This is a genomic window from Aeromonas fluvialis (assembly GCF_000819885.1).
In the GTDB taxonomy this organism is placed as follows: Bacteria; Pseudomonadota; Gammaproteobacteria; order Enterobacterales; family Aeromonadaceae; genus Aeromonas; species Aeromonas fluvialis.
On the sequence record NZ_CDBO01000074.1, the window covers coordinates 1 to 20,419 of the forward strand.

Annotated in this window: 16 protein-coding genes; 6 read left to right on the forward strand and 10 right to left on the reverse strand. The window is 59.2% G+C overall.

Annotated elements, in window-relative coordinates; translation table 11 throughout:
* The first annotated feature begins 136 nt into the window (after nucleotides 1-136).
* A complete protein-coding gene (locus BN1125_RS19180) occupies nucleotides 137-463 on the forward strand; it encodes a hypothetical protein (RefSeq protein ID WP_156993488.1) in 327 nt (108 codons plus the stop codon).
* 201 nt (nucleotides 464-664) lie between these two features.
* Here the strand turns inward: BN1125_RS19180 and BN1125_RS16715 are convergent, their stop codons facing one another.
* The 4 genes from BN1125_RS16715 to BN1125_RS16730 all read right to left on the reverse strand — a co-directional run bounded on the left by BN1125_RS16715 (nucleotide 665) and on the right by BN1125_RS16730 (nucleotide 6,745).
* Nucleotides 665-3,037: a YgiQ family radical SAM protein gene (locus BN1125_RS16715; protein ID WP_042013656.1), complete on the reverse strand. Its 2,373-nt coding sequence runs from the start codon at nucleotides 3,035-3,037 to the stop codon at nucleotides 665-667.
* A 250-nt stretch (nucleotides 3,038-3,287) separates the two neighbouring features.
* Nucleotides 3,288-4,064: a beta cell expansion factor BefA gene (gene befA, locus BN1125_RS16720; RefSeq protein ID WP_042013659.1), complete on the reverse strand. Its 777-nt coding sequence runs from the start codon at nucleotides 4,062-4,064 to the stop codon at nucleotides 3,288-3,290.
* 212 nt (nucleotides 4,065-4,276) lie between these two features.
* Entirely contained in the window at nucleotides 4,277-5,716 is a 1,440-nt protein-coding gene (pyk, locus tag BN1125_RS16725) for a pyruvate kinase (protein WP_042013660.1), read from the reverse strand.
* Nucleotides 5,717-5,890: 174 nt separating this feature from the next.
* Complete coding sequence (locus BN1125_RS16730; RefSeq protein ID WP_042013661.1) at nucleotides 5,891-6,745, reverse strand: MurR/RpiR family transcriptional regulator; 855 nt, start codon at nucleotides 6,743-6,745, stop codon at nucleotides 5,891-5,893.
* A gap of 350 nt (nucleotides 6,746-7,095) precedes the next feature.
* Here BN1125_RS16730 and glk point away from each other — a divergent pair, with 350 nt between their 5' ends.
* Complete coding sequence (gene glk, locus BN1125_RS16735) at nucleotides 7,096-8,064, forward strand: glucokinase (RefSeq protein ID WP_042013662.1); 969 nt, start codon at nucleotides 7,096-7,098, stop codon at nucleotides 8,062-8,064.
* Between the two features lie 205 nt (nucleotides 8,065-8,269).
* Here glk and BN1125_RS16740 read toward each other — a convergent pair whose 3' ends face one another.
* Complete coding sequence (locus BN1125_RS16740) at nucleotides 8,270-8,770, reverse strand: SRPBCC family protein (RefSeq protein ID WP_042013664.1); 501 nt, start codon at nucleotides 8,768-8,770, stop codon at nucleotides 8,270-8,272.
* Nucleotides 8,771-8,920: 150 nt separating this feature from the next.
* On the opposite strand from BN1125_RS16740, the gene BN1125_RS16745 reads away from it, so the two are divergent.
* Nucleotides 8,921-9,364 carry a GNAT family N-acetyltransferase gene (locus BN1125_RS16745; protein WP_042013665.1) on the forward strand — a complete coding sequence of 148 codons (444 nt, stop codon included), beginning with the start codon at nucleotides 8,921-8,923 and terminating at the stop codon, nucleotides 9,362-9,364.
* A gap of 119 nt (nucleotides 9,365-9,483) precedes the next feature.
* Here the strand turns inward: BN1125_RS16745 and BN1125_RS16750 are convergent, their stop codons facing one another.
* A complete protein-coding gene (locus BN1125_RS16750) occupies nucleotides 9,484-10,722 on the reverse strand; it encodes a uracil-xanthine permease family protein (protein ID WP_042013667.1) in 1,239 nt (412 codons plus the stop codon).
* A gap of 306 nt (nucleotides 10,723-11,028) precedes the next feature.
* Between BN1125_RS16750 and BN1125_RS16755 the strand changes: the two genes are divergently transcribed.
* Nucleotides 11,029-12,492, forward strand: a complete 1,464-nt coding sequence (locus tag BN1125_RS16755) for a Hint domain-containing protein (RefSeq protein ID WP_042013670.1) — start codon at nucleotides 11,029-11,031, stop codon at nucleotides 12,490-12,492.
* Nucleotides 12,489-12,830 carry an RT0821/Lpp0805 family surface protein gene (locus BN1125_RS16760; RefSeq protein WP_042013671.1) on the forward strand — a complete coding sequence of 114 codons (342 nt, stop codon included), beginning with the start codon at nucleotides 12,489-12,491 and terminating at the stop codon, nucleotides 12,828-12,830. Before BN1125_RS16755 ends, BN1125_RS16760 begins: the two co-directional genes overlap by 4 nt.
* Nucleotides 12,831-12,914: 84 nt before the next feature.
* Here the strand turns inward: BN1125_RS16760 and BN1125_RS16765 are convergent, their stop codons facing one another.
* Nucleotides 12,915-14,630, reverse strand: coding sequence for an NAD-dependent malic enzyme (locus BN1125_RS16765; RefSeq protein WP_042013673.1), 1,716 nt, complete (start codon nucleotides 14,628-14,630; stop codon nucleotides 12,915-12,917).
* A 175-nt stretch (nucleotides 14,631-14,805) separates the two neighbouring features.
* On the opposite strand from BN1125_RS16765, the gene BN1125_RS16770 reads away from it, so the two are divergent.
* On the forward strand, nucleotides 14,806-15,666 hold the full coding sequence (locus BN1125_RS16770) for a substrate-binding periplasmic protein (protein WP_244268515.1): 861 nt from the start codon (nucleotides 14,806-14,808) through the stop codon (nucleotides 15,664-15,666).
* A gap of 220 nt (nucleotides 15,667-15,886) precedes the next feature.
* On the opposite strand, the gene BN1125_RS16775 is transcribed toward BN1125_RS16770, so the two are convergent.
* From BN1125_RS16775 to BN1125_RS16785, 3 genes are read right to left on the reverse strand one after another with little or no spacing between them, the layout of a single operon-like run.
* Complete coding sequence (locus BN1125_RS16775) at nucleotides 15,887-16,858, reverse strand: formate dehydrogenase subunit gamma (RefSeq protein ID WP_042013674.1); 972 nt, start codon at nucleotides 16,856-16,858, stop codon at nucleotides 15,887-15,889.
* On the reverse strand, nucleotides 16,855-17,514 hold the full coding sequence (gene fdh3B, locus BN1125_RS16780; RefSeq protein WP_042013676.1) for a formate dehydrogenase FDH3 subunit beta: 660 nt from the start codon (nucleotides 17,512-17,514) through the stop codon (nucleotides 16,855-16,857). Before fdh3B ends, BN1125_RS16775 begins: the two co-directional genes overlap by 4 nt.
* A gap of 4 nt (nucleotides 17,515-17,518) precedes the next feature.
* Nucleotides 17,519-20,398 (reverse strand): formate dehydrogenase subunit alpha, encoded by a 2,880-nt coding sequence (locus BN1125_RS16785; protein ID WP_042013677.1) that lies wholly within the window; start codon nucleotides 20,396-20,398, stop codon nucleotides 17,519-17,521.
* Between the last annotated feature and the right edge of the window lie 21 nt (nucleotides 20,399-20,419).

Genomic DNA, 20,419 nt, shown 5'->3' on the forward strand with positions numbered 1-20,419 from the left:
TCATGGGTAATCAGGAAAGACAATTTCATCGTATGAGAAAAGGCTTGAAGAGTTTAACACGATAAGACAACGTGCGGTTGATGAAGCTGCTCGTGAAAAGGATAGGGCAGACAAGTTTTCTGAAGAGATAGAAGTATTGAACAATAAACTAAATGCGCTTATTAATAGTGAAATGAAGGAGGCTTATGAATCCGGCAACAGCCTTCATGTCACAAATACATCACGGCTAGTTCGAGTAGATGAAAAAGTTCTATATAATGGTTCGTATTGTACATCAATACTTCTGGCCACCGGTGAGCATTGGTACATGAAAACATCTATATTTGATAAGCTTGGTAGAATAACCGAGAAAGCTAAAGCACTAATAGGTAGAGAAGTCAAAATTACATCTTGGGACCCGATAAGGGAGCCAGGTAAATGGTCTAGTAAATTTTATTTTAGAAATATTTATGCCATTGACTAACAGGGCCGTAGACTCGAATAGCGCAGCGTATTCGAGCACTCATAATACAGATTGGCTAACAGCGATCAAAAAGGTGCAGGCCTGGGTTTGCTCATCACTCGGTAAACCGACGATTACACTGCGCTAATCGTGGCCAAGGTAGAAAAAAAGGCGACCATCTGGTCGCCTTTTTTATTTCTATCGCTTTCCAGTCAGGAACACTTACCGCGCCGGTCTCTTGGCACTATTCCCTTTTGCCGCAGGCTTGCCGCCTTGAGCGGCGGGTTTGGCCCCTGGCTTGGCAGAGCCTGCGCGGGTCGGGGTTTTACCCTTATGGGCGGGTTTTCCGGCAGGTTTACCCTTACCCGCATTCTTGCCTTCGCCCTGTGTAGCCGGTTTGCCGTTAGCCGCCCCTTTTTGCAACTGGGAACCCACCGGCTTGCCACCGGTCGGCTTGTTGCCTGTGCCATTGCCACGCTGGTGACTGATGTTGCTGTGACGGGTCAGGGCCGGTTTCATCCCCTTGCCGCTGGCGGCACGCTCGTTGCGACCTTCCGGCGGCACCAGACAGCCGGGGCCATTGCCAATCAGGTGGCCCTTGCCCATGGCGAGCAGGGCTTCGCGGATCATCGGCCAGCCAGCGGGGTCGTGGTAGCGCAGCAGCGCCTTGTGCAGGCGGCGACGGCGCTCGCCCTTGGCGACAAACACATCGCCTCCGGTGCGGCTCACCTTGTTTAACGGGTTTTTCTCCGTGTAATACATGGTGGTGGCGTTGGCGAGCGGCGACGGGTAGAAGTTCTGCACCTGATCGAGCTTGAAGCGGTTCTCTTTGACCCAGAGCGCCAGATTGATCATGTCTTCATCCGTGGTGCCCGGGTGGGCGGAGATAAAGTAGGGGATCAGGTACTGCTGCTTGCCCGCCTCTTTGGAGTATTTGTCGAACAGCTCCTTGAACTGGTAGTAGCTGCCCATGCCCGGCTTCATCATCTTGGAGAGCGGCCCCTCCTCGGTGTGTTCTGGCGCGATCTTGAGGTAGCCACCGACGTGGTACTTGGCCAGCTCCTTGATATAGCGGGGATCTTCCACCGCGATGTCGTAACGCACGCCGGAGGCGATGAGAATCTTCTTGATCCCCTTGAGGTCGCGCGCCTTGCGATAGAGGTTGATGGTCGGGCTGTGGTCGGTATCCATGTGCGGGCAGATGGTGGGCCAGACACAGGAGGCGCGACGGCAGGTCTGCTCGGCCTTGGGGCTCTTGCAGCGCAGCTTGTACATGTTGGCGGTAGGGCCGCCGAGATCCGAGATGACGCCGGTAAAGCCCGGCACCTTGTCGCGGATATCTTCGATTTCCTTGAGGATCGACTCTTCCGAGCGGCTCTGGATGATGCGCCCTTCGTGCTCGGTGATGGAGCAGAAAGAGCAGCCGCCAAAGCAGCCGCGCATGATGTTGACCGAGGTCTTGATCATCTCGAAGGCCGGGATCTTCTCGTTGCCATAGGCGGGGTGCGGCACCCGCTGGTAGGGCAGGCCGAATACGCCGTCCATCTCCTCGGTTTCGAGCGGGAAGGCGGGCGGATTGACCCAGACGATGCGATCGCCGTGGGCCTGCGACAGGGCGCGGGCACAGCCGGGGTTGGTCTCGTGGTGCAGAATGCGCGAGGCGTGGGCGTAGAGCACCTTGTCCTCTTTCACCCGCTCGAACGCTGGCAGCTTCACATAGGTTTTTTCCCACGGCTTGGGCTTGGCCGGCTGCACCAGCACCGGTTGGGCTTCCTGCTCAGTGTGGGCCGCAGGCGCTGCGGCAGGGGCCGCTTCAGTTGCGTCATCCGAGCATGGGGCCCCTTCCATATAGGGGTTGATGATGGGATCGATGCGGCCAATCTGGTCGAGCTTGCTCGAATCCACCCCTTTCCAGCCCGGCAGCGGCTCCTTGCGGATCACGGCAGTGCCGCGAATATCCTGCATGGTGTCGATGGTCTCCCCCGCTGCGATGCGGTGAGCCACTTCCACCAGCGGCCGCTCGGCGTTGCCGTAGATGAGGATATCGGCCTTGGCATCGAGCAGGATGGAGCGGCGGATGGTCTCGGACCAGTAGTCGTAGTGGGCGATGCGGCGCAGGGATGCCTCGATGCCGCCGATAACGACGGGAACCTCCTTGAAGGCCTCCTTGCAGCGCTGGGTATAGACCAGAGTCGCGCGATCCGGCCGCTTGCCGCCCACATCCCCCGGGGTGTAGGCGTCGTCGTGGCGCAGCTTCTTGTCGGAGGTGTAGCGGTTGATCATGGAGTCCATGTTGCCCGCGGTCACCCCGAAGAAGAGGTTCGGTTTACCCAGACGCATAAAGTCATCCTTCGATGACCAGTCCGGCTGGGCGATGATGCCGACCCGAAAGCCCTGCGCTTCCAGCATCCGGCCGATGACCGCCATGCCGAAGCTCGGGTGATCCACGTAAGCATCCCCCGTCACCAGAATGACGTCGCAGCTGTCCCAACCGAGCTTGTCCATCTCTTTGCGGGACATGGGCAGGAAGGGCGCCGTGCCGTAGCACTCGGCCCAATAGCGGGGATAGGAGAAAAGGTTGGGTACCGGCTGCATGTTGAACACCTGGAAAAATTCGGGTCGCGCATTATACCGGTTGCGGCCAAGGGGAGCGATGGCTTTTTGTCCTCAGCATTCGCGCGGGAAAAGGCCCTTTGCCATCCAACGCCACCCTCACCACGCCATCCTCACCACGCCACCAACAAGGACGCCCGCTGGACGAATGCGGGCGCGCTTTGACTGCAACGATAGCAGACAAGGATTCACAGTGAGCAGGGCAAAAACCGGCGGCTCACCGCCTGAATGATTATTGACTCAAATCCTTGTCGATCCAGTATTTGGAGCCGGAGATGTTGGCATCAAGCAGCAATCCCTTCTCGCCGATCTGGTAGATGGCCATGCCGCCGTTGTACTTGCCGCTGAGCTCTGCGCTCTTCTTGCCCGCCACCACCCCCACTTCGGAGGTGGCTTCCCAGCCCTGACTGACAAAGCTGTCGAAGCGGGCCTGGTCTTCAAACAGGATCACCTGCTGATAGAACTTGCCGCCGATACCGGCTGCCAGCCCCGCACCAAACATCTTCATATAGGTGTGCTGGCCACTGTTACGATTGATGGCCACCCCCGCGCCCTGATTGGTATGCAGCATCAGGGAGAACTTGCGCGAATCGAACACTGCATAGCCATACGCCTTGTCAAACAACAGCTTGGCTGAAGGTTGTTCATTGAACAGTCGCACCAGTGCCGTGTCGGCCATGGTGTTGAGGGCGAGTCTGGCCTCCTCCGGCGTTGTGGGTTCGAGCATCTCGTCGAGCTTTTCGTCGGCCACCTTCAGCCACGCCTTGCCGGTGGCGATACTCTTGTCGGTCCAGACCCCGGCGGTGTTGAACGCCTCTTCACCCCATGCAGAGATGGAGGCCCAGCTCTTTTTGGAGAAATCGCTGACGTCCTGCCATACCTCCTTGCTGGTCTCACTCACGGCGGTGCCAAGATCGGCGGCGGCGGCCTTAAGCTTCTCCCAGTCTGCATGGCTGGGTGACACCACCAGCAACAGTGACAGGGCCAACAACCCGTTGCGCTTGTTCATTTTTTCACTCCCGTATTATCGAGTCTCAGGGGTTGCCCGGTGCGCTCCCCCACCACTGACAACCCAGTGAACACCACTCCCGCATTCTCGGAAGGGGAAGCCAGTTAAGTAACCATTGAGTCCTTTTCTCCCAATAGCCCGACAACGGTTAACAAAAAGGCTGCTCATCAAAGAGGAGCAGCCTTAGTTGAACACCGTAAAACCGGACGGGCTTATTCGACCATCATCACCTTGCAGGTGTTGGTACTGCCGACGGTTTCCATCTTGTCACCGTGGGTCAGCAGCACCATGTCACCGCTTTGCAGCAATCCCTTCTCCTTGAGCACGGCCAGGGCATCACGACACACTTCATAGACAGGCTTGGTCTCATCGCCATCAAACAGCACCGGGGTGACACCGCGGTAGAGGTTGGTCCAAGCCAGGGTCTTGTTGTGGGGAGACATGGCGAAGATCGGCAGGCCAGAGCTGATACGGGACATCAGCAGCGGGGTAGTGCCAGACTCGGTCAGCGCCACGATTGCCTTGACCCCTTCCAGATGGTTGGCCGCATACATGGTCGACATGGCGACGGCCTCTTCTACCGAGGTGAAGGTATAGTTCATGCGGTGGTTGGAGACGTTCAGGCTCGGGTGCTTCTCGGCACCGACACAGACGCTCGCCATGGAGGTCACGGTCTCGATAGGGAACTGACCAGCAGCGGTTTCGGCAGAGAGCATCACTGCGTCGGTGCCATCCAGCACGGCGTTGGCCACGTCCATCACTTCGGCACGGGTCGGCAGCGGCGCGTTGATCATCGACTCCATCATCTGGGTGGCGGTGATGACCACCCGATTCAGGCGACGGGAGTGGCGGATCAGTTTCTTCTGCACGCCAACCAGCTCGGGATCGCCGATCTCGACACCCAGATCGCCACGGGCGACCATGACGGCGTCGGAGCCGAGGATGATATCCTCCATCGCCTCATCAGTCGCGACGGTTTCGGCACGCTCGACCTTGGCCACAATTTTGGCATTGGAGCCAGCTTCACGGGCCAGTTCGCGGGCGTAGCGCAGGTCATCACCACTGCGCGGGAAGGAGACGGCCAGATAATCCACATTCATCAGCGCGGCCGTCTTGATATCTTCCTTGTCTTTGTCGGTAAGGGCTGGCGCGGAGAGACCGCCCCCTTTCTTGTTGATACCCTTGTTGTTGGAGAGCGGGCCCGCCACGGTCACAGTAGTGTGAATGCGAGTGCCTGCCACGCTCTCGACTTTCAGCTGTACACGGCCATCGTCCAGCAACAGGATATCGCCCGGCACCACATCGTTTGGCAGGCTCTTGTAGTCGATACCGACCTGCTCCTGACACCCCTCCCCCTTGCCAAGCGCGGCATCCAGCACAAACTTGTCACCGATGGCCAGATAGATCTTGCCATCCTTGAAAGTGGAAACACGGATTTTCGGGCCTTGCAGATCACCCATGATGGCGACGTGACGACCGAGCTTGGCAGCAATGTCACGCACCTGATTGGCGCGCAGGATATGGTCTTCAGCAGTGCCGTGAGAGAAGTTCATCCGCACCATGTCGGCCCCGGCGCGGATGATCCCTTCGAGGATCCCTTCACGGTCGGTAGCTGGACCAAGTGTGGTGACAATTTTTGTACGTCTAGGCATGAAAGACTCCAATATGAAGTTGATATGACTTGAGATTCTGCCCCATCAAGCCCATGGCTCGATGCACCCGCTTGCAAACCATCTGGGTGGTTTTTGTTATTAAATTACAATACTACACCAAGACTACACCAAGGAGGGTGGCATAGACAGCCGGTGGCCAACGCCCCCGACGATTCAGGAAGAGTGTGGTGTGTCAAAGCGGGATTCGCGCAATCCCTCTTTTACTTTTTTCAGATTTTCGCGAAATTTCATCCCCCGGCGCAGGGTAAAGCCGGTCGCCAGCACATCCACCAGCACCAGTTGCGCGATGCGGGAGGCCATCGGCATATAGACATCGGTATCTTCCGGCACATCCATGGAGAGCACCAGATTGCACTCGCGCGCCAGCGGCGAATCCTTGGCAGTCATGCCGATGACGGTCGCGTCGTTTTCGCGGGCCAGCGCGGCGATCTCGACCAGCGCTTTGGTGCGGCCGGTATGAGAGATCAGTACCACCACATCCCCTTCGCTGCTGTTGATGCAGCTCATGCGCATCATGACGATATCGTCAAAACTCACCACCGGGATGTTGAAGCGGAAGAACTTGTTCTGGGCATCGCGGGCAACGGCAGAAGAGGCACCAAGACCAAAGAAGCTGATCTTCTTGGACTGGGTCAGTATATCGACGCAACGATTGATGGCGGAGATATCCAGGCTGTTCTTGGCCGCATCCAAACAGGCCATGGTGGATTCGAAGATCTTGGCGGTATAGGTATCCGGGCCGTCTTCCGCTTCCACATGACGATTTACGTAAGGGGTGCCGTTGGCCAGGCTTTGGGCCAGGTGGAGTTTGAAATCGGGAAAGCCCTTGGTATCGAGACGGCGGCAAAAACGATTGACGGTCGGTTCACTGACATCGGCCATCTTGGCAAGGGCGGCGATGCTGGAGTGGATAGCGGTCTGGGGAGACGCCAGGATCACCTCGGCAACCTTGCGTTCTGATTTACTGAAACTTTCCAAGTTGTTCGTAATTTTATCAAGGGTATTCATCACCACCACCAGACATTTTTGTAATTTAGCTTCAGTGTCTTTGCACTAAATCTACGGCTAAGCAGGTTTCCAATCAAGCTAAGGACTATACAAGACAAACGGTTATCGCAACTAACGCCTGCCATACAAAGTATGACTGATCTCTAATTATTTCGTAATTTTCGTTACAAAACGTCACTCTGCCGCGAAAACGCTTACAAATGTTGCAAAGCAACAACACTGTGAGCAGGCGCACGTTTGTATCGATCCGGTGAGTGAGTGTGAACGAGCTCGGATAGAATGGGCCGTCATCATTAAACAATAATCTCGGGACACCACAGTCGTCCCCATCCTATAACGAAGGAGTAGTTATGCAGCATCCCCATGCACTGGTCGGCGATGTCGGCGGCACCAATGCGCGGCTGGCCCTGTGTGAGCTGGCCACCGGTACTATCTCTCAGGCAAAGACTTACTCAGGTCTGGCCCATCCCAGCCTTGAAGACGTGGTTCGCCTTTATCTGGAGGAACACAAGGTCGAGGTAGCTGAAGCCTGCATCGCCATCGCCTGCCCCATCAATGGCGACTGGGTCGCCATGACCAACCACAGCTGGGAGTTCTCCATCAGCGAGATGCAGAGCAATCTCGGGCTGGCACGCCTGCAAGTGATCAACGACTTTACCGCGGTTTCGATGGCTGTGCCTGTGCTGGCAGAAACAGATCGTATCCAGCTGGGCGGCGCCGCGCCGGTGGCTGGCAAACCCATCGCCATCTATGGCGCGGGCACCGGTCTTGGGGTCGCTCATCTGGTCAAGGCAGGCGACCAGTGGTTGAGCCTGCCGGGCGAAGGGGGACATGTGGATTTTGCCGCCAACACCGAAGAGGAAGATGCAGTGCTGCAGGTGATGCGTGGCGAATTGGGCCATGTCTCGGCCGAGCGCTTCCTCTCTGGCCCGGGTCTGGTCAATCTCTATCGCGGTCTGGTGAAATCCGATGGCCGTGAGCCAAATCCATTTGAACCCAAAGACATCACCGAACGGGCACTGGCGGGCGACTGCCTCGATTGCCGCCGCACTCTGAGCCTCTTCTGCGTGCTGATGGGCCGCTTTGCCGGCAACCTGGCGCTCAATATGGGCACTTTCGGCGGCGTCTATATCGCAGGGGGCATAGTGCCGCGCTTCCAGGAGTTCTTTACCGGTTCCGGTTTCCGGGTCGCCTTTGAAGACAAGGGGCGCTTCAAGTCCTACCTCAAGGAGATCCCGGTCTTCCTGATCACCCATGAGGGGCCGGGTCTGCTCGGCGCAGGCGCTTATTTGCGCCAGTCGATGGGGATCAGCATCTGATTGGAGAGGGGCAAGAGGCGGGATCATCCATGGTTCAGCCTCGATTCAGTGTGACTGGTATACAGTAACTGCACGTAACCAAGAGAGTTGTTCTTCACAAGGAGTGTAAAGCGACTCTCATCCGCTGGATACGTTTGTCACCTGACAAGCCTGAACTGTTTCAACCGGCCCTTTGGCCGGTTTTTTTTATGTCTGACAGGCGGGATTACTGGGCCAGCGCCTTCAACTGCGCCTTGTCGGGCGGATTGTTCCAGTCGATAGGGCCATGGGTAAAGCGGTACTGCAACCGTGGCAGGCTGGTCTCCAGCCACTCTTCCCTAAAGTCGGCATAACCCTGATCCCAGTCCGGATCATTGGCCCAACCGGTCTGCAGAAAATAGAGCCGGGTACCTTGCCCCTCAGGCACAAAACGCAGACAAACCTGAGTCTTTTGCTGGCGAATATGGGGCAGGCTGGGCGGAAAATTCCAGCTAAAACTGAGCAGGTCATAGGGCATGACGGCCATGACCCGGCACCCTTCACTCCCCCGTTCCCCCAGCGGAGCATCAGGCCTGAAGTAGATCTCGAAAGGGCCATTCGGTTCGGCCACCATCAAGCACTCGGGAGCCAGAAAACTGCGCAGACCACTCTCGGTTGTCCAGGCGTGCCACACCTCATCGATGTGGGCCGGAACAAAAATATTGCCTTCAATCTGTTTATTGTCCATAAATCAACAATCCTCACGCCATCCATACAGAAGGATTCGGCAGTATAGCCCCATGATAAATACAATGAACAGCCCTTAATCACACACTTATCATTTGCCTTGCAAGGCAGGATATCGCCACCTCACAACCAGGTTAACAGGAAGTTCATCATGATCCGACTCATGGCACCAGAAGACAAAGACCCTCTTGCCAGGCTGTTTCTCAAGAGCCGTCGGGACACCTTTCACTGGGTCGATCCAGCCAGCTTCAGCGTCGACGATTTTGCAACCCAGACCCAAGGAGAGACCATCTGGGTGGCAGAGCGAGGGGGATATCTGTGTGGCTTCATCGCCATCTGGCAACCCGATGACTTTGTGCATCATCTCTATGTCACCGCCGACTGGCACGGTCAGGGGATTGGGAGAGCCCTGCTCGAACAGGGCCTGGCCAACGCACAGTGCCAACCCACCCTCAAGGTGGCGACCCGCAATACCTCGGCCGTGGCCTTTTACCATCGCCTGGGCTGGCAGACTACCGAAGAGACCGGTCACTGCGAGATTACCGGCCCCTGGTGCAAGCTGAGTGCCCCTTGGCCAGGCGACGCCCGGCCCTGACTTCCCCCGGCGCCTCCTTATCATTCATCTGTTATGGCGCTCCTGTTTACTCCCACGGAACGCATCAATAAAGAAGGCCACCCTGAGGTGGCCTTTGATTCGAACAATTACCTTGTCCCTCAATCCTTGGCGGATTCCATCCCCCCCTCTTCGGAGTGCGCCGGCAGGATCAGGTTGAGCAGGATGGCGGCCACGGAGGCCAGACCCACACCGGCCAGCGCGAAGTCACCAATCTTCATCTCCAGGGCACCGACACCCACCGTCAGGGTCACGGCGACGATGGCGATGTTGCGCGACAGCCCCAGATCCACCTTGGACTCCACCAACGTCTTGAGACCGATGGCAGCGATGGAACCGAACAGCAGCAGCATGATGCCGCCCATCACCGGCATGGGGATGGAGGTGAGCAGTGCATTGAACTTGCCGAAGAAGGCCAGAATGATGGCAAACACGGCCGCCCAGGTCATGGTGACCGGGTTGAAGTTGCGGGTGATCATCACGGCGCCGGTCACTTCGGCGTAGGTGGTCACCGGTGGGCCACCGATGAAACCAGCGAAGCAAACGCCGATGCCGTCACCGGCCAGCGTACGGTGCAAACCCGGATCCTTGGTGTAATCCTTGCCAGTCACGCCACCGATGGCCAACACACCACCGATGTGCTCGATACAGGGGGCGATGGCCACTGGCAGCATGAACAACGCAGCAGCCCAGTTGATCTCCGGGGTTTCGAAATGGGGCAACGCCAGCCAGGGGGCGTTTACTATGCCATCGAAACTCACCTGGCCCATGAACACAGCCGAGACATAACCGGCGATCACGCCGCACAGAATGGGGATGAGCTTGATCCAGCCCTTGCAGAACACAGCGGCAATCAGGGTGACCGCCAGCGAGATGCCAGCAAGGGTCAGCGCCGTGGTGGCGGGCACGACCTGCTCGCTGCCCGCGCGGCCCATCGCCATGTTGCAAGCCACCTGGGCCACGGAGAGGCCAATCACCATGATGACGGGACCAATCACCACAGGGGGCAGCAATTTATGCACAAACCCCATCCCTTTTGCCCGGATCAACGCAGCCAGAATGAAGTACATGAAACCGGCGGCAAACAGGCCAAACATGGTGGAGGGCAATCCCCAGGTCTGGGTGGCATAGATGATGGGGGCGATAAAAGCGAAGCTGGATCCCAGGAAAATCGGGACCTGGCGGCGGGTGCAGAGCTGGAACAGCAGGGTGCCCACACCAGCGCCAAGCAGGGCCATGGCGGGGTTCAGTCCGGTGAGCAGGGGCACCAGAACCATGGCACCAAAGGCGACAAACAGAATTTGCAGCCCGGCGACACTTTGCTTGACTAGGGAAAACATGGATGTCCTTAACTTTTTGACAGCTGATGGGGATATTTATCACTTTTCAGTTGTCACAAGACGTTTTCAAGGCACGACATGAACACAAAATCGTCAACCGTTACCTTTTACTGCTTGGGGAGGGCATGAAACTGGCTTTTTAGGCGGGATTCGTTGCTACAAGCATCGAGTACGCGATTTTACGCATTATTGTGGTGAACGCCAATCGTTTTTCCATCCTCTTTATTGTGTTCATGGTCAAACATGCCTCGAACCCGGGGGCGCTCTATAATTGATCCTGTGCCCCCTGATGGACAAGGAGTCCCCATGTCACAGCTTCCATTCAAGGCCAGCCAGCGCAGATTGCTGATCGGCTCGGCCATCGCACTCGCCCTGTTTGCGAACCCGTTCAGTTATGATTTCACCCACAATGAGTGGCAAATGAATCAGGCCTATGCCAAGTCCTGCTTTATTGCCGGTACCCGCATCACGATGGCCGATGGGTCAACCCGCCCCATAGAGACGCTCCGGGCCGGTGAACGGGTGCTGGATCAGCATGGCGGCAGCAACCGGATCCTGGCCGTCGAACGGGTCATACTGGGCAAACGCAGGCTCTACGGGATCAACCAGCGGGCCCCCTTCTTTACCGCAGAGCACCCTCTGCTGACCACTCGGGGCTGGGCGGCCATCTCACCGGCCATGACCCGAGCCGAAAATTCGCAGCTCACTGTGCTGCCGCTATTTACTGGCATGCAAATAGTGATTCGCCCGGCTGCTGTCATGGTGACGGGCAATCTGGCGCTGCAACCCCAACCAGCATTACTGCTGGTGGAGTCGCTCTGCTGGATTGACGCCCCGCCCACCACGGCATTGTTCAATCTGATCCTGGATGGCAGCCACAGCTATATTGCCAATGAGCTGATCGTTCATAACAAAGGGGGTGATGGAGGCAGCGGCGGCGGCAGCAACAGCGGCGGCGGCAGCAACAGCAGCGGCGGCAGCAACAGCAGCGGCGGCAGCGACAGCGGCAGCGGCAGCGGCAGCGGCAGCGACAGCGATGGCGGCAGCGACAGCGATGGCGGCAGCGACAGCGATGGCGGCAGCGACAGCGATGGCGGCAGCGGCAGCGGCAGCGGCAGCGGCAGCGGCAGCGGCAGCGACAGCGGCAGCGGCAGCGACAGCGACAGCGATGGCGGCAGCGATGGCGGCAGCGATGGCGGCAGCGACAGCGATGGCGATGGCGGCGGTGATAACGACAGCAGCAGCCACGGTAATCAGGGTCAGGGAGAGCATGCCGGCGGAGAGCGGCATGGGGGGGGTGAACGGCATGCCGGTGGAGAAAAACATGCCGGGGGAGAACGCCATGGGGGGGGGCGCGGGTTTGGCAATGGCGTTGATGACAACGACGTGGATGCCATCGATACCAACGGCAACAAGCTCAGAGGTGATGGCACCATCGATGACAACGGCCTGGATGCCATCGATGCCAACGGCAACAAGCTCAGAGGTGATGGCACAGTCGATGACAACGGCGTGGATGCCGTCGATGCCAACGGTAACAAGCTCAGAGGTGACGGCACAGTCGATGACAACGGCGTGGATGCCGTCGATGACAACGGCAACAAGCTCAGAGGTGACGGCACAGTCGATGACAACGGTGTAGATGCCGTCGATGCCATCGGCAACAAGCTCAGAGGTGACGGCACAGTCGATGATCGCCAGCAAGTGCTTACCGATGAGCAAGAACGTGCTCTGCTTGACAACGGCTTTCGTCAACAGGGGCAACCATGATGCGCAATCTGTTACCACTCCTCCTGCTCGGCCTCACTGGCTGCGCCACGGTAGACACGCCGCCGCTTTACCATCAGATGGATAAGGCAGATGTGCAACTGGCCAATCAGGCCCTTGCCAAGGCGCTGGAAACCCGCACCAAAGGGCAGAGCCTCACCTGGTTCAATCCTGCCAATCGTCACTCGGGCAGCGTCACGCCGCTGCGCACCTTCCGCCATACCAGCGGGGAGTGGTGTCGCAACTATCGCGAGCAACTCTATATCGGCAAGACCAGCCAGCAGTGGCAGGATACCGCCTGCCGCAATCAGCAAGGGCGCTGGCGACCACTACGCACTTAGTACGTGACGGGATAAACGAAGGGGGTCGCAGCGCGACCCCCTTGTCATCTTGGCCGACCCGTTATCCGGGCGGTGGATACGCGGTCATACCCGGCGATAAGGCAGGTAGACCGGCTCCCACATGTGGTTGAGGATATGCTGCTGCAGAGCCTGCCCAATCAACGGATGGGAGGGGTCCTTGCGCACGATATCTTTGAGCACGGCGGTGGCCACATGCACCGAGATGTTGCGCAATTCGCGAATACGCGGATAGACGGAGCCCTGTGCCAAATCCTCCTCGCTCACGCATTCGGCCAGCGCAAAAGCGGCGGTGGTGAAGATATCCGGGGTGATCTCGCGGATCTGGCTGACAATCGCCGCCAGCCCCACTCCGGGGAAGATAAAGACGTTGTTGCCCTGACCGATACGGTAATCCTTGCCCTCAAAAGCGACATCCTTGAACGGGCTGCCGGTGGCGACGATAGCCTTGCCCTTGCTCCAGCGGTAGATATCCTCCGGCAGCGCTTCACAATTGGCGGTCGGGTTGGAGAGCGGGAACACCATGGGGCGCTCGCAGTGCTTTTGCAGCAACTGGATATGCTCTTCCTTGAAGGCACCGCCCGAGCCGCTGGTCCCCAGCAACACGGTAATGGGCACATGACGCAGCACATCGGCCAGATTAGCCTTGCCGGGCACCTCGATATCCCAGCCCGCCAGCAGCAGCCCCGGCTTGGCATAGCGGCGCTTGTACTCGTCGAGCCCGTCCCGGTTGTCGCACACCAGTCCCTGGGTATCCAGAATGTAGATGCGATCGCGGGCCGCCTGCGGATCCATACCCTCGCGGATCATCCCCGCGCAGATCTGATCCGCCACCCCGACCCCACCGGCACCGGCGCCGTACACCAGATAGTTCTGCTGGCCCAGGGTCTCCCCCTTGACCTTGACCGCGCCGATAATACCTGCCAGCACCACGGCACCCGTACCTTGAATATCATCGTTGAATGACGGCAGTGACTGTTGATAACGGGCCAGATTGTTGAAGGCGTTGGATTTGCTGAAGTCTTCCCACTGCAGCACCGCATTGGGGAAGTGGCGTTTGACCCCCTGCACGAACTTGTCGATGAACGCTTCATACTCCTTGCCGCGAATGCGCTTGTGGGGGCGGCCAAGGTACATGGGATCATCGAGTAGTTTCTGGTTGTCGGTGCCCACATCCAGCGCGATGGGCATGCAGCAGGCGGGATGGATCCCGGCCCCCAGGGTATAGAGCGCCAGCTTGCCGATGGGGATCCCCATGCCGCCAACGCCCTGATCGCCGATCCCCAGAATGCCCTGACTGTCGGTGACGACGATGATGCGGATCGATTTGGCATCGAAGTGGCGGGCCTGGATCCCCATGTCATCCACATTGTCCGGGGTGATGTAGAGGCCGCGCGGCTTCTGGAAGCGGTGGCTGAACTCCTGACATGCCTTGCCCACGGTCGGGGTATAGATGTAGGGAGTCATCTCCTCCACATGGCGTGACAACAGGGCATAGAAGAGAGTCTCGTTGCGATCCTGCAGGGCACGCAGGTTCTGGTACTTCTCGATATCGCTGCAAGCGCTCTTGAACCCCTCATACACTCGCTCGAGCTGGGCTTCAAAGGTTTGTACCTGAGGTGGCAGCAAACCATCGAGATCAAAATCGGCCCGCTCCTGTTCGGTGAAGGCAGTGCCCTTGTTGAGGTATCGATTGTTGAGCAGATCGGTGCCGGTCAGTGCAACGGGGCGAAAAGCCTGTCCCTGAGCATCTTTCCACAGCAGATATTGTCCGGTAGCCATAGTCATTCTCTTTGATTTACGTGAAATTGCCGTTCGGCAGGAGAGTAATACTCATAATGAAATCAATCATATGACGTTTAATCGTTCGGTTTTGTGAGCTTGGCCATACCCTGCGGCCAAAATCCCCTGACACAGCCCTCCGGTGACAAAATATCGGCAGCAAGGAATATGACTCATGCTAGCATTGCGGACAACCCAGCCCCTTTACAGCATCACAGCCGGGAGTGACCCTGATGCCCTCGCCTCTGCCAGCCTGCGCCCCCTTCTTCTTGCCATGCGCCTGATCCCGCTGCTTGCTCTGTGGTTGTTTCTGACCTGCCAGTCGGCTCTCGCCGCACCGGGCCGGATGCTCAATATCATTGTCGGTGAATGGCCCCCCTTCGTCTCCGAGCGATCAAAACAGCACGGACCCGTGGCTCACCTCATCAGCGATCTGTTCAAGGAGGCGGGCTATGAGGTGAAGTTCCACTTCGCCCCCTGGGGTCGGGTCTATTCGCTGGCGGCCAACAGCCAGCTCTACGATGCCACCGCCGTCTGGATGCACAAACCGGAGCGGGAGCAGGATTTTCTGTTCAGCGACGCGGTACTGCAGGAGCAGTTTGTCTTCTTTTCCCTCAAATCACGGCAGTTGCAGGCCGAGCGCCTTGAGCAGATCGCAGGCATGCGGTTGGGGGGCGATATCGCCTATAGCTACGGGCCCGATCTGGACAAGATGGTGGCCGATGACAAGGTGAGCCAGCAGCGGGTTACCGACGTGAAACAGAATTTCGGCAAGCTGCTGCGCGGGCGGATCGACCTCTATCCGCAAGAGCTGCGGGTCGGTCTGGCCGTGCTGCGCAGCCTGGATCCCGCCAGCGCGGCACGCATCACCCACAGTCAGACCCCCTTTCTGCGCAACGACAGCTTCTTGATGTTCCCGCGCAAGATGCCTGATTCAGCCAAGTTGCGGGCTCAGTTCAATCAGCGGTTGCAGCAGGCCATCGCCAGCGGACGTTATCAGACCTACTTCGAGCGGCTGGCCCGAGAGGCCTATTGATCGTATTGAGGTCATCGGGAGGAAAAAACAACGGCGGGTGCTCCTTGTGGCAGCCACCGCCGTGATACTTGTCAGCCGCCAGCCCAACTCCCGCAATACCACCAAATAGCGCAGGTGCAGGTCTCGCGGCCCGCCATACTTTCTCACCCTTTGTCATCCTGAACGACCCGCCATCAAAAGGGGCGCCTCAGCGCCCCTTCCCTTTACTCTTTGTCGACCATCAGCTTGATTTGCCCGCCTTGGGCTCATCGAGGGTGTGCTTCACCTCTTCATACCAGAGGTCGTGGTGCTCCTTGGCCCAGGTCTCGTCCACCTCGCCGGTCACCATCCCCTCCAGCGCCCCTTCCAGCTGGAACAGGCCCATGTAGATATGGAAGATGAAACCGCAGATAAGGATCAAGGCGCCTACGATATGGATAAAGCTGGCCCATTCCATCTGGCGGCGCAGCTGGCCGAAGATGGGGAAGTCCAGGAACAGCCCGGTCGCCACGACGATGCTGCCAAACCAGATCAGCAGCCAGAAGATCGCCTTCTCGCCGCCGTTGGAGAAGCCTGCCGAGGGGTGACTCCCCTTGTGCTTGCCCAGCATGCCGCCAAACTTCATGAACCACTGCACATCCACCATATTGACGATGTTGTGGCGGAACCACTTGATGAGCACCCCCATCAGGCAGAGGAAGAAGAGCGGCCCCACATAGTTGTGGAACACCTTGGCAAACCAGATCCAGTTCTCCCACACCCCGAGGCTCACCACCGGCTTGATGAAGTACTTGCCGTAGATGATGGCCAGCCCGGATCCTGCCAGGGTGAGGAACATGGCCGCCGTGGTCCAGTGCAGGGCCCTATCCATCCGGCTCCAGCGTTTGAGCTTGCGCCCGGTGCGCGGTTTGGAGAGCCTGGTCTGCCCCACGATCAGGTACATCAGACCGCACATGGCCAAGGATCCAAAGATGGCGATGGCACCGAGCGGCGACACCCACTTGGTCTTCACCTCGAACCAGAGCTGGCCCGGCACCGAGATGAGTACCCCGTGCTCCGGCGAGCGGGAGGTGGTGGTTCCCTCCTGCCCGTCCTTCACCGCCCGCCAGTAGTCGGCGCCGGCAAAGCCGATCGTCTCCTTCTGGGCATCGGCGAAACCAGGCGCGCTGAACAGCAGGAAGGCTGTCAGCAGCGCTGTCAGCCAGTGTCTCATTGGCCGCCCTCCTGCTTGCCAAGCTTGAGCCCCTTGCCTCTGCCATCGCGCGGCTGGCTGGCGTCATGGAACAGATCCTGCTCATCCCCGCCCCAGGCGGCATGAGGGGCCCCGCGATAGGCAACCCGCTCGCGGAAGATATCGGAGATCACCTGCGCATCCCCCGCCAGCAGCGCCTTGGTGGAGCAGAGCTCGGCACACATGGGCAGCTTGCCCTCGGCGATGCGGTTGGCGCCGTACTTCTGGCGCTCCGCTTCGCTGTGATCCTCTTCCGGGCCACCGGCGCAGAAGGTGCACTTGTCCATCTTGCCCCGATCGCCAAAGGCGGCGGTCTTCGGGAACTGGGGGGCACCAAACGGGCAGGCAAACAGGCAGTAGCCACAACCGATGCAGAGATCCTTGTTGTGCAGCACTATGCCGTCGTCGGTGTGATAGAAGCAGTCGGCCGGGCAGACCGCCATGCAGGGGGCGTCGGTGCAGTGCATGCAGGCGACCGAGATGGAGGTCTCCCCCGGCAGGCCGTCGTTGAGGGTCACCACCCGGCGGCGCTGGATGCCCCACTCGAGGGCATCGTCGTTCTCGTTCTTGCACGCCGTCACACAGCCGTTGCACTCGATGCAGCGCTTGGTGTCACACATGAATTTCATTCTGGCCATGGGATCAGGCTCCTACTTTGCGAAAACGGCACAGGGTGACCTTGGTCTCCTGCATCTGGGTAACCGGGTCATAGCCATAAGTGGTGACTATGTTGACCGATTCCCCCAGCACATAGGGGTCAGACCCTTCCGGATATTTGGATCGCAGATCCTTGCCCTCGAAGTGGCCGCCGAAATGGAACGGCATAAAGGCGAGCCCCGCTTTGACCCGCGGCGTCACCAGCGCCTTCACCTTGACGCGGCCCCCTTCCGGCCCCTCGACCCAGACATCCTGACCGTCGCGCACGCCGACGTCGTTAGCATCCGCCGGGTTCATCTCGACGAACATCTCCTGCTGCAGCTCCGCGAGCCAGGGGTTGGATCGGGTCTCGTCACCGCCCCCCTCGTATTCGACCAGACGGCCCGAGGTGAGGATGATGGGGAACTCCTTGCTGACGTCTTTTTCCTGCACCGAGGCGTACTGGGTCGGCAGGCGCCACAGACTCTTGGCATCGGGCCAGGTGGCGTAGTCGGCCAGCAGATCCCGGCGCGGGGTGTAGAGCGGTTCGCGGTGCTTGGGCACCTGATCCGGGAAGGTCCACACCACGCAGCGCGCCTTGGCGTTGCCGTAGGGGACGAAGCCGTGCTTGATGGCGACCCGCTGGATACCGCCAGAGAGGTCGGTCTTCCAGTTCTTGCCCTCGGCCTCTTTCTTCTCGGCCTCGGTCAGCTCATCCCACCAGCCGAGCTGCTTCATCAGGTCGGCGGTGATCTCGGGATAACCGTCCTCTACCTCGCTCCCCTTGGGCCAGGAGTCTTCGGCGAGCAGTGACACCCCCTGATACTCGATACCGAAACGGGCGCGGAAACCGCCGCCCCCTTCCGAGACCGGAATGCTGGTGTCGTAAAGGATGTGGCTGCCGGGATGCTTCATCTCCGGGGTACCCCAGCAGGGCCAGGGCAGACCGTACACTTCGCCACTGACCGGGCCGCCCTCGGCCTTGAGGCTGGTCTTGTGGAAGGTGTGCCAGTTCTGCTGGTGCGCCTTGAGGCGCTCCGGGCTCTGGCCGGTGTAGCCGACGGTCCACATGCCACGGTTGTACTCGCGGGTGATGTCTTCCAAGAGCGGCTGGTTATTCTCCACCTTGATGTGCTTGAACAGCTCATCGGCAAAGCCCAGCTTCTTGCTCAACAGATACATGATCTCGTGGTCGACCTTGGACTCGAACAGGGGCTCGATCACCTTGTCGCGCCACTGCATGGAGCGGTTGGTAGCCGTGACGGAACCATAGGTCTCGAACTGGGTAGTGGCCGGCAGCAGGTAGACGCCGTCGGTGCGATCGTTCATGACGGCGGCAACGGTGGGATACGGGTCGACGATCACCATCATGTCGAGCTTTTGCATCGCCTTCTTCATTTCGGGACCGCGAGTCTGGGAGTTGACCGCATGGCCCCAGTAGAACATGGCGCGGATATTGGTGCCCTGCTCGATGAGATCGGCGTTCTCCAGCACCCCATCCACCCAGCGGGAGACCGGAATGCCGTTGTTGTTCATCGGCAGCTTGCCGTTGTAGGCCTTGTTGTCAAAACGGGCCTTGAGCCACTCGAAATCCACATCCCACACCCGGGCCCAGTGCTTCCAGGCCCCCTCTTCCAGCCCGTAGTAGCCTGGCAGAGAGTCGGAGGTGACGCCAAAGTCGGTGGCACCCTGCACGTTGTCGTGACCGCGGAAAATGTTGGTGCCCGCCCCGCTCTTGCCCACGTTGCCGAGGGCCAGCTCGAGGATGCAGTAAGCGCGGGTGTTGTTGTTGCCCGTGGTGTGCTGGGTCCCCCCCATGCACCAGACCACACAACCCGGACGGTTATCTGCGAGCAACTTGGCGGCGCCATAGACCTCTTTTTCGTTCAGGCCAGTCACCCGCTCCACTTCCGCCGGGGTCCAGCGCGCCACCTCTTTTTGCACCTCGTCCATGCCAAAGACACGGGTGCGAATGAACTCCTTGTCTTCCCAGCCATTCTTGAAGATGTGCCAGAGCATACCCCAGATAAAGGCGACGTCGGTGCCCGGGCGCAGGGAGAGGTACATATCCGCCTTGGCGGCAGTGCGGGTACGGCGCGGGTCGACCACCAGGATCTTGCAGCCGTTGCGCTCTTTCGCCAGCAGGATGTGCTGCATGGCGACCGGGTGGGCCTCCGCCGGGTTGGAGCCGATAAACATGATCGACTTGCTGTTGTGCATGTCGTTCAGGCTGTTGGTCATGGCGCCGTAGCCCCAGGTGTTTGCCACACCCGCGACTGTGGTGGAGTGGCAGATACGCGCCTGGTGATCCACGTTGTTGGTGCCCCAAAGCGACGCCATCTTGCGAAACAGATAGGCCTGCTCGTTGGAGTGCTTGGCGGAGCCGAGCCAGAAGATGCTGTCGGGGCCGGACTCCTTGCGCAGACGCTGCACCTCATTGCCCACCTCTTCGATGGCCTGATCCCAGCTGATGCGCTGCCACTTGCCCCCCACCAGCTTCATCGGGTACTTGAGGCGACGCTCGCCGTGGCCATGCTCGCGCAGAGCCGCCCCCTTGGCGCAGTGACCGCCGAGGTTGAAGGGGTGATCGAAGGCCGGCTCCTGACCGGTCCAGACGCCGTTCTGCACCTCGGCATAGACGCCGCAGCCCACCGAGCAGTGGGAGCAGATGGTACGCTTCACCTCGACCGGCACGTCGGCGGCCACGGTGTTGGCCTCGGCTCGCTGCATCATGGCAGGGGCCAGCCAGCCGGCGGCCACGGTCCCACCGGCCACCAGGCCGGAGTTGACCATAAAGGCGCGGCGGGTCAGCCCCTGACCACGGGAGGTGGCGGCACTGGATTGATCGGCGGAAGTTGCCGGCTCGGCACGTTTTGTCAGTTTCATGAGTTCTCCTTCACTGATCCG

Excerpts from the sequence above, each read along its gene's own strand:
- BN1125_RS16715 (WP_042013656.1), bottom strand. The coding sequence starts at position 3,037 with ATGCAGCCGGTACCCAACCTTTTCTCCTATCCCCGCTATTGGGCCGAG.
- befA (WP_042013659.1), bottom strand. The coding sequence starts at position 4,064 with ATGAACAAGCGCAACGGGTTGTTGGCCCTGTCACTGTTGCTGGTGGTG.
- pyk (WP_042013660.1), bottom strand. The coding sequence starts at position 5,716 with ATGCCTAGACGTACAAAAATTGTCACCACACTTGGTCCAGCTACCGAC.
- BN1125_RS16730 (WP_042013661.1), bottom strand. The coding sequence starts at position 6,745 with ATGAATACCCTTGATAAAATTACGAACAACTTGGAAAGTTTCAGTAAA.
- glk (WP_042013662.1), top strand. The coding sequence starts at position 7,096 with ATGCAGCATCCCCATGCACTGGTCGGCGATGTCGGCGGCACCAATGCG.
- BN1125_RS16740 (WP_042013664.1), bottom strand. The coding sequence starts at position 8,770 with ATGGACAATAAACAGATTGAAGGCAATATTTTTGTTCCGGCCCACATC.
- BN1125_RS16745 (WP_042013665.1), top strand. The coding sequence starts at position 8,921 with ATGATCCGACTCATGGCACCAGAAGACAAAGACCCTCTTGCCAGGCTG.
- BN1125_RS16750 (WP_042013667.1), bottom strand. The coding sequence starts at position 10,722 with ATGTTTTCCCTAGTCAAGCAAAGTGTCGCCGGGCTGCAAATTCTGTTT.
- BN1125_RS16755 (WP_042013670.1), top strand. The coding sequence starts at position 11,029 with ATGTCACAGCTTCCATTCAAGGCCAGCCAGCGCAGATTGCTGATCGGC.
- BN1125_RS16760 (WP_042013671.1), top strand. The coding sequence starts at position 12,489 with ATGATGCGCAATCTGTTACCACTCCTCCTGCTCGGCCTCACTGGCTGC.
- BN1125_RS16765 (WP_042013673.1), bottom strand. The coding sequence starts at position 14,630 with ATGGCTACCGGACAATATCTGCTGTGGAAAGATGCTCAGGGACAGGCT.
- BN1125_RS16770 (WP_244268515.1), top strand. The coding sequence starts at position 14,806 with ATGCTAGCATTGCGGACAACCCAGCCCCTTTACAGCATCACAGCCGGG.
- BN1125_RS16775 (WP_042013674.1), bottom strand. The coding sequence starts at position 16,858 with ATGAGACACTGGCTGACAGCGCTGCTGACAGCCTTCCTGCTGTTCAGC.
- fdh3B (WP_042013676.1), bottom strand. The coding sequence starts at position 17,514 with ATGGCCAGAATGAAATTCATGTGTGACACCAAGCGCTGCATCGAGTGC.
- BN1125_RS16785 (WP_042013677.1), bottom strand. The coding sequence starts at position 20,398 with ATGAAACTGACAAAACGTGCCGAGCCGGCAACTTCCGCCGATCAATCC.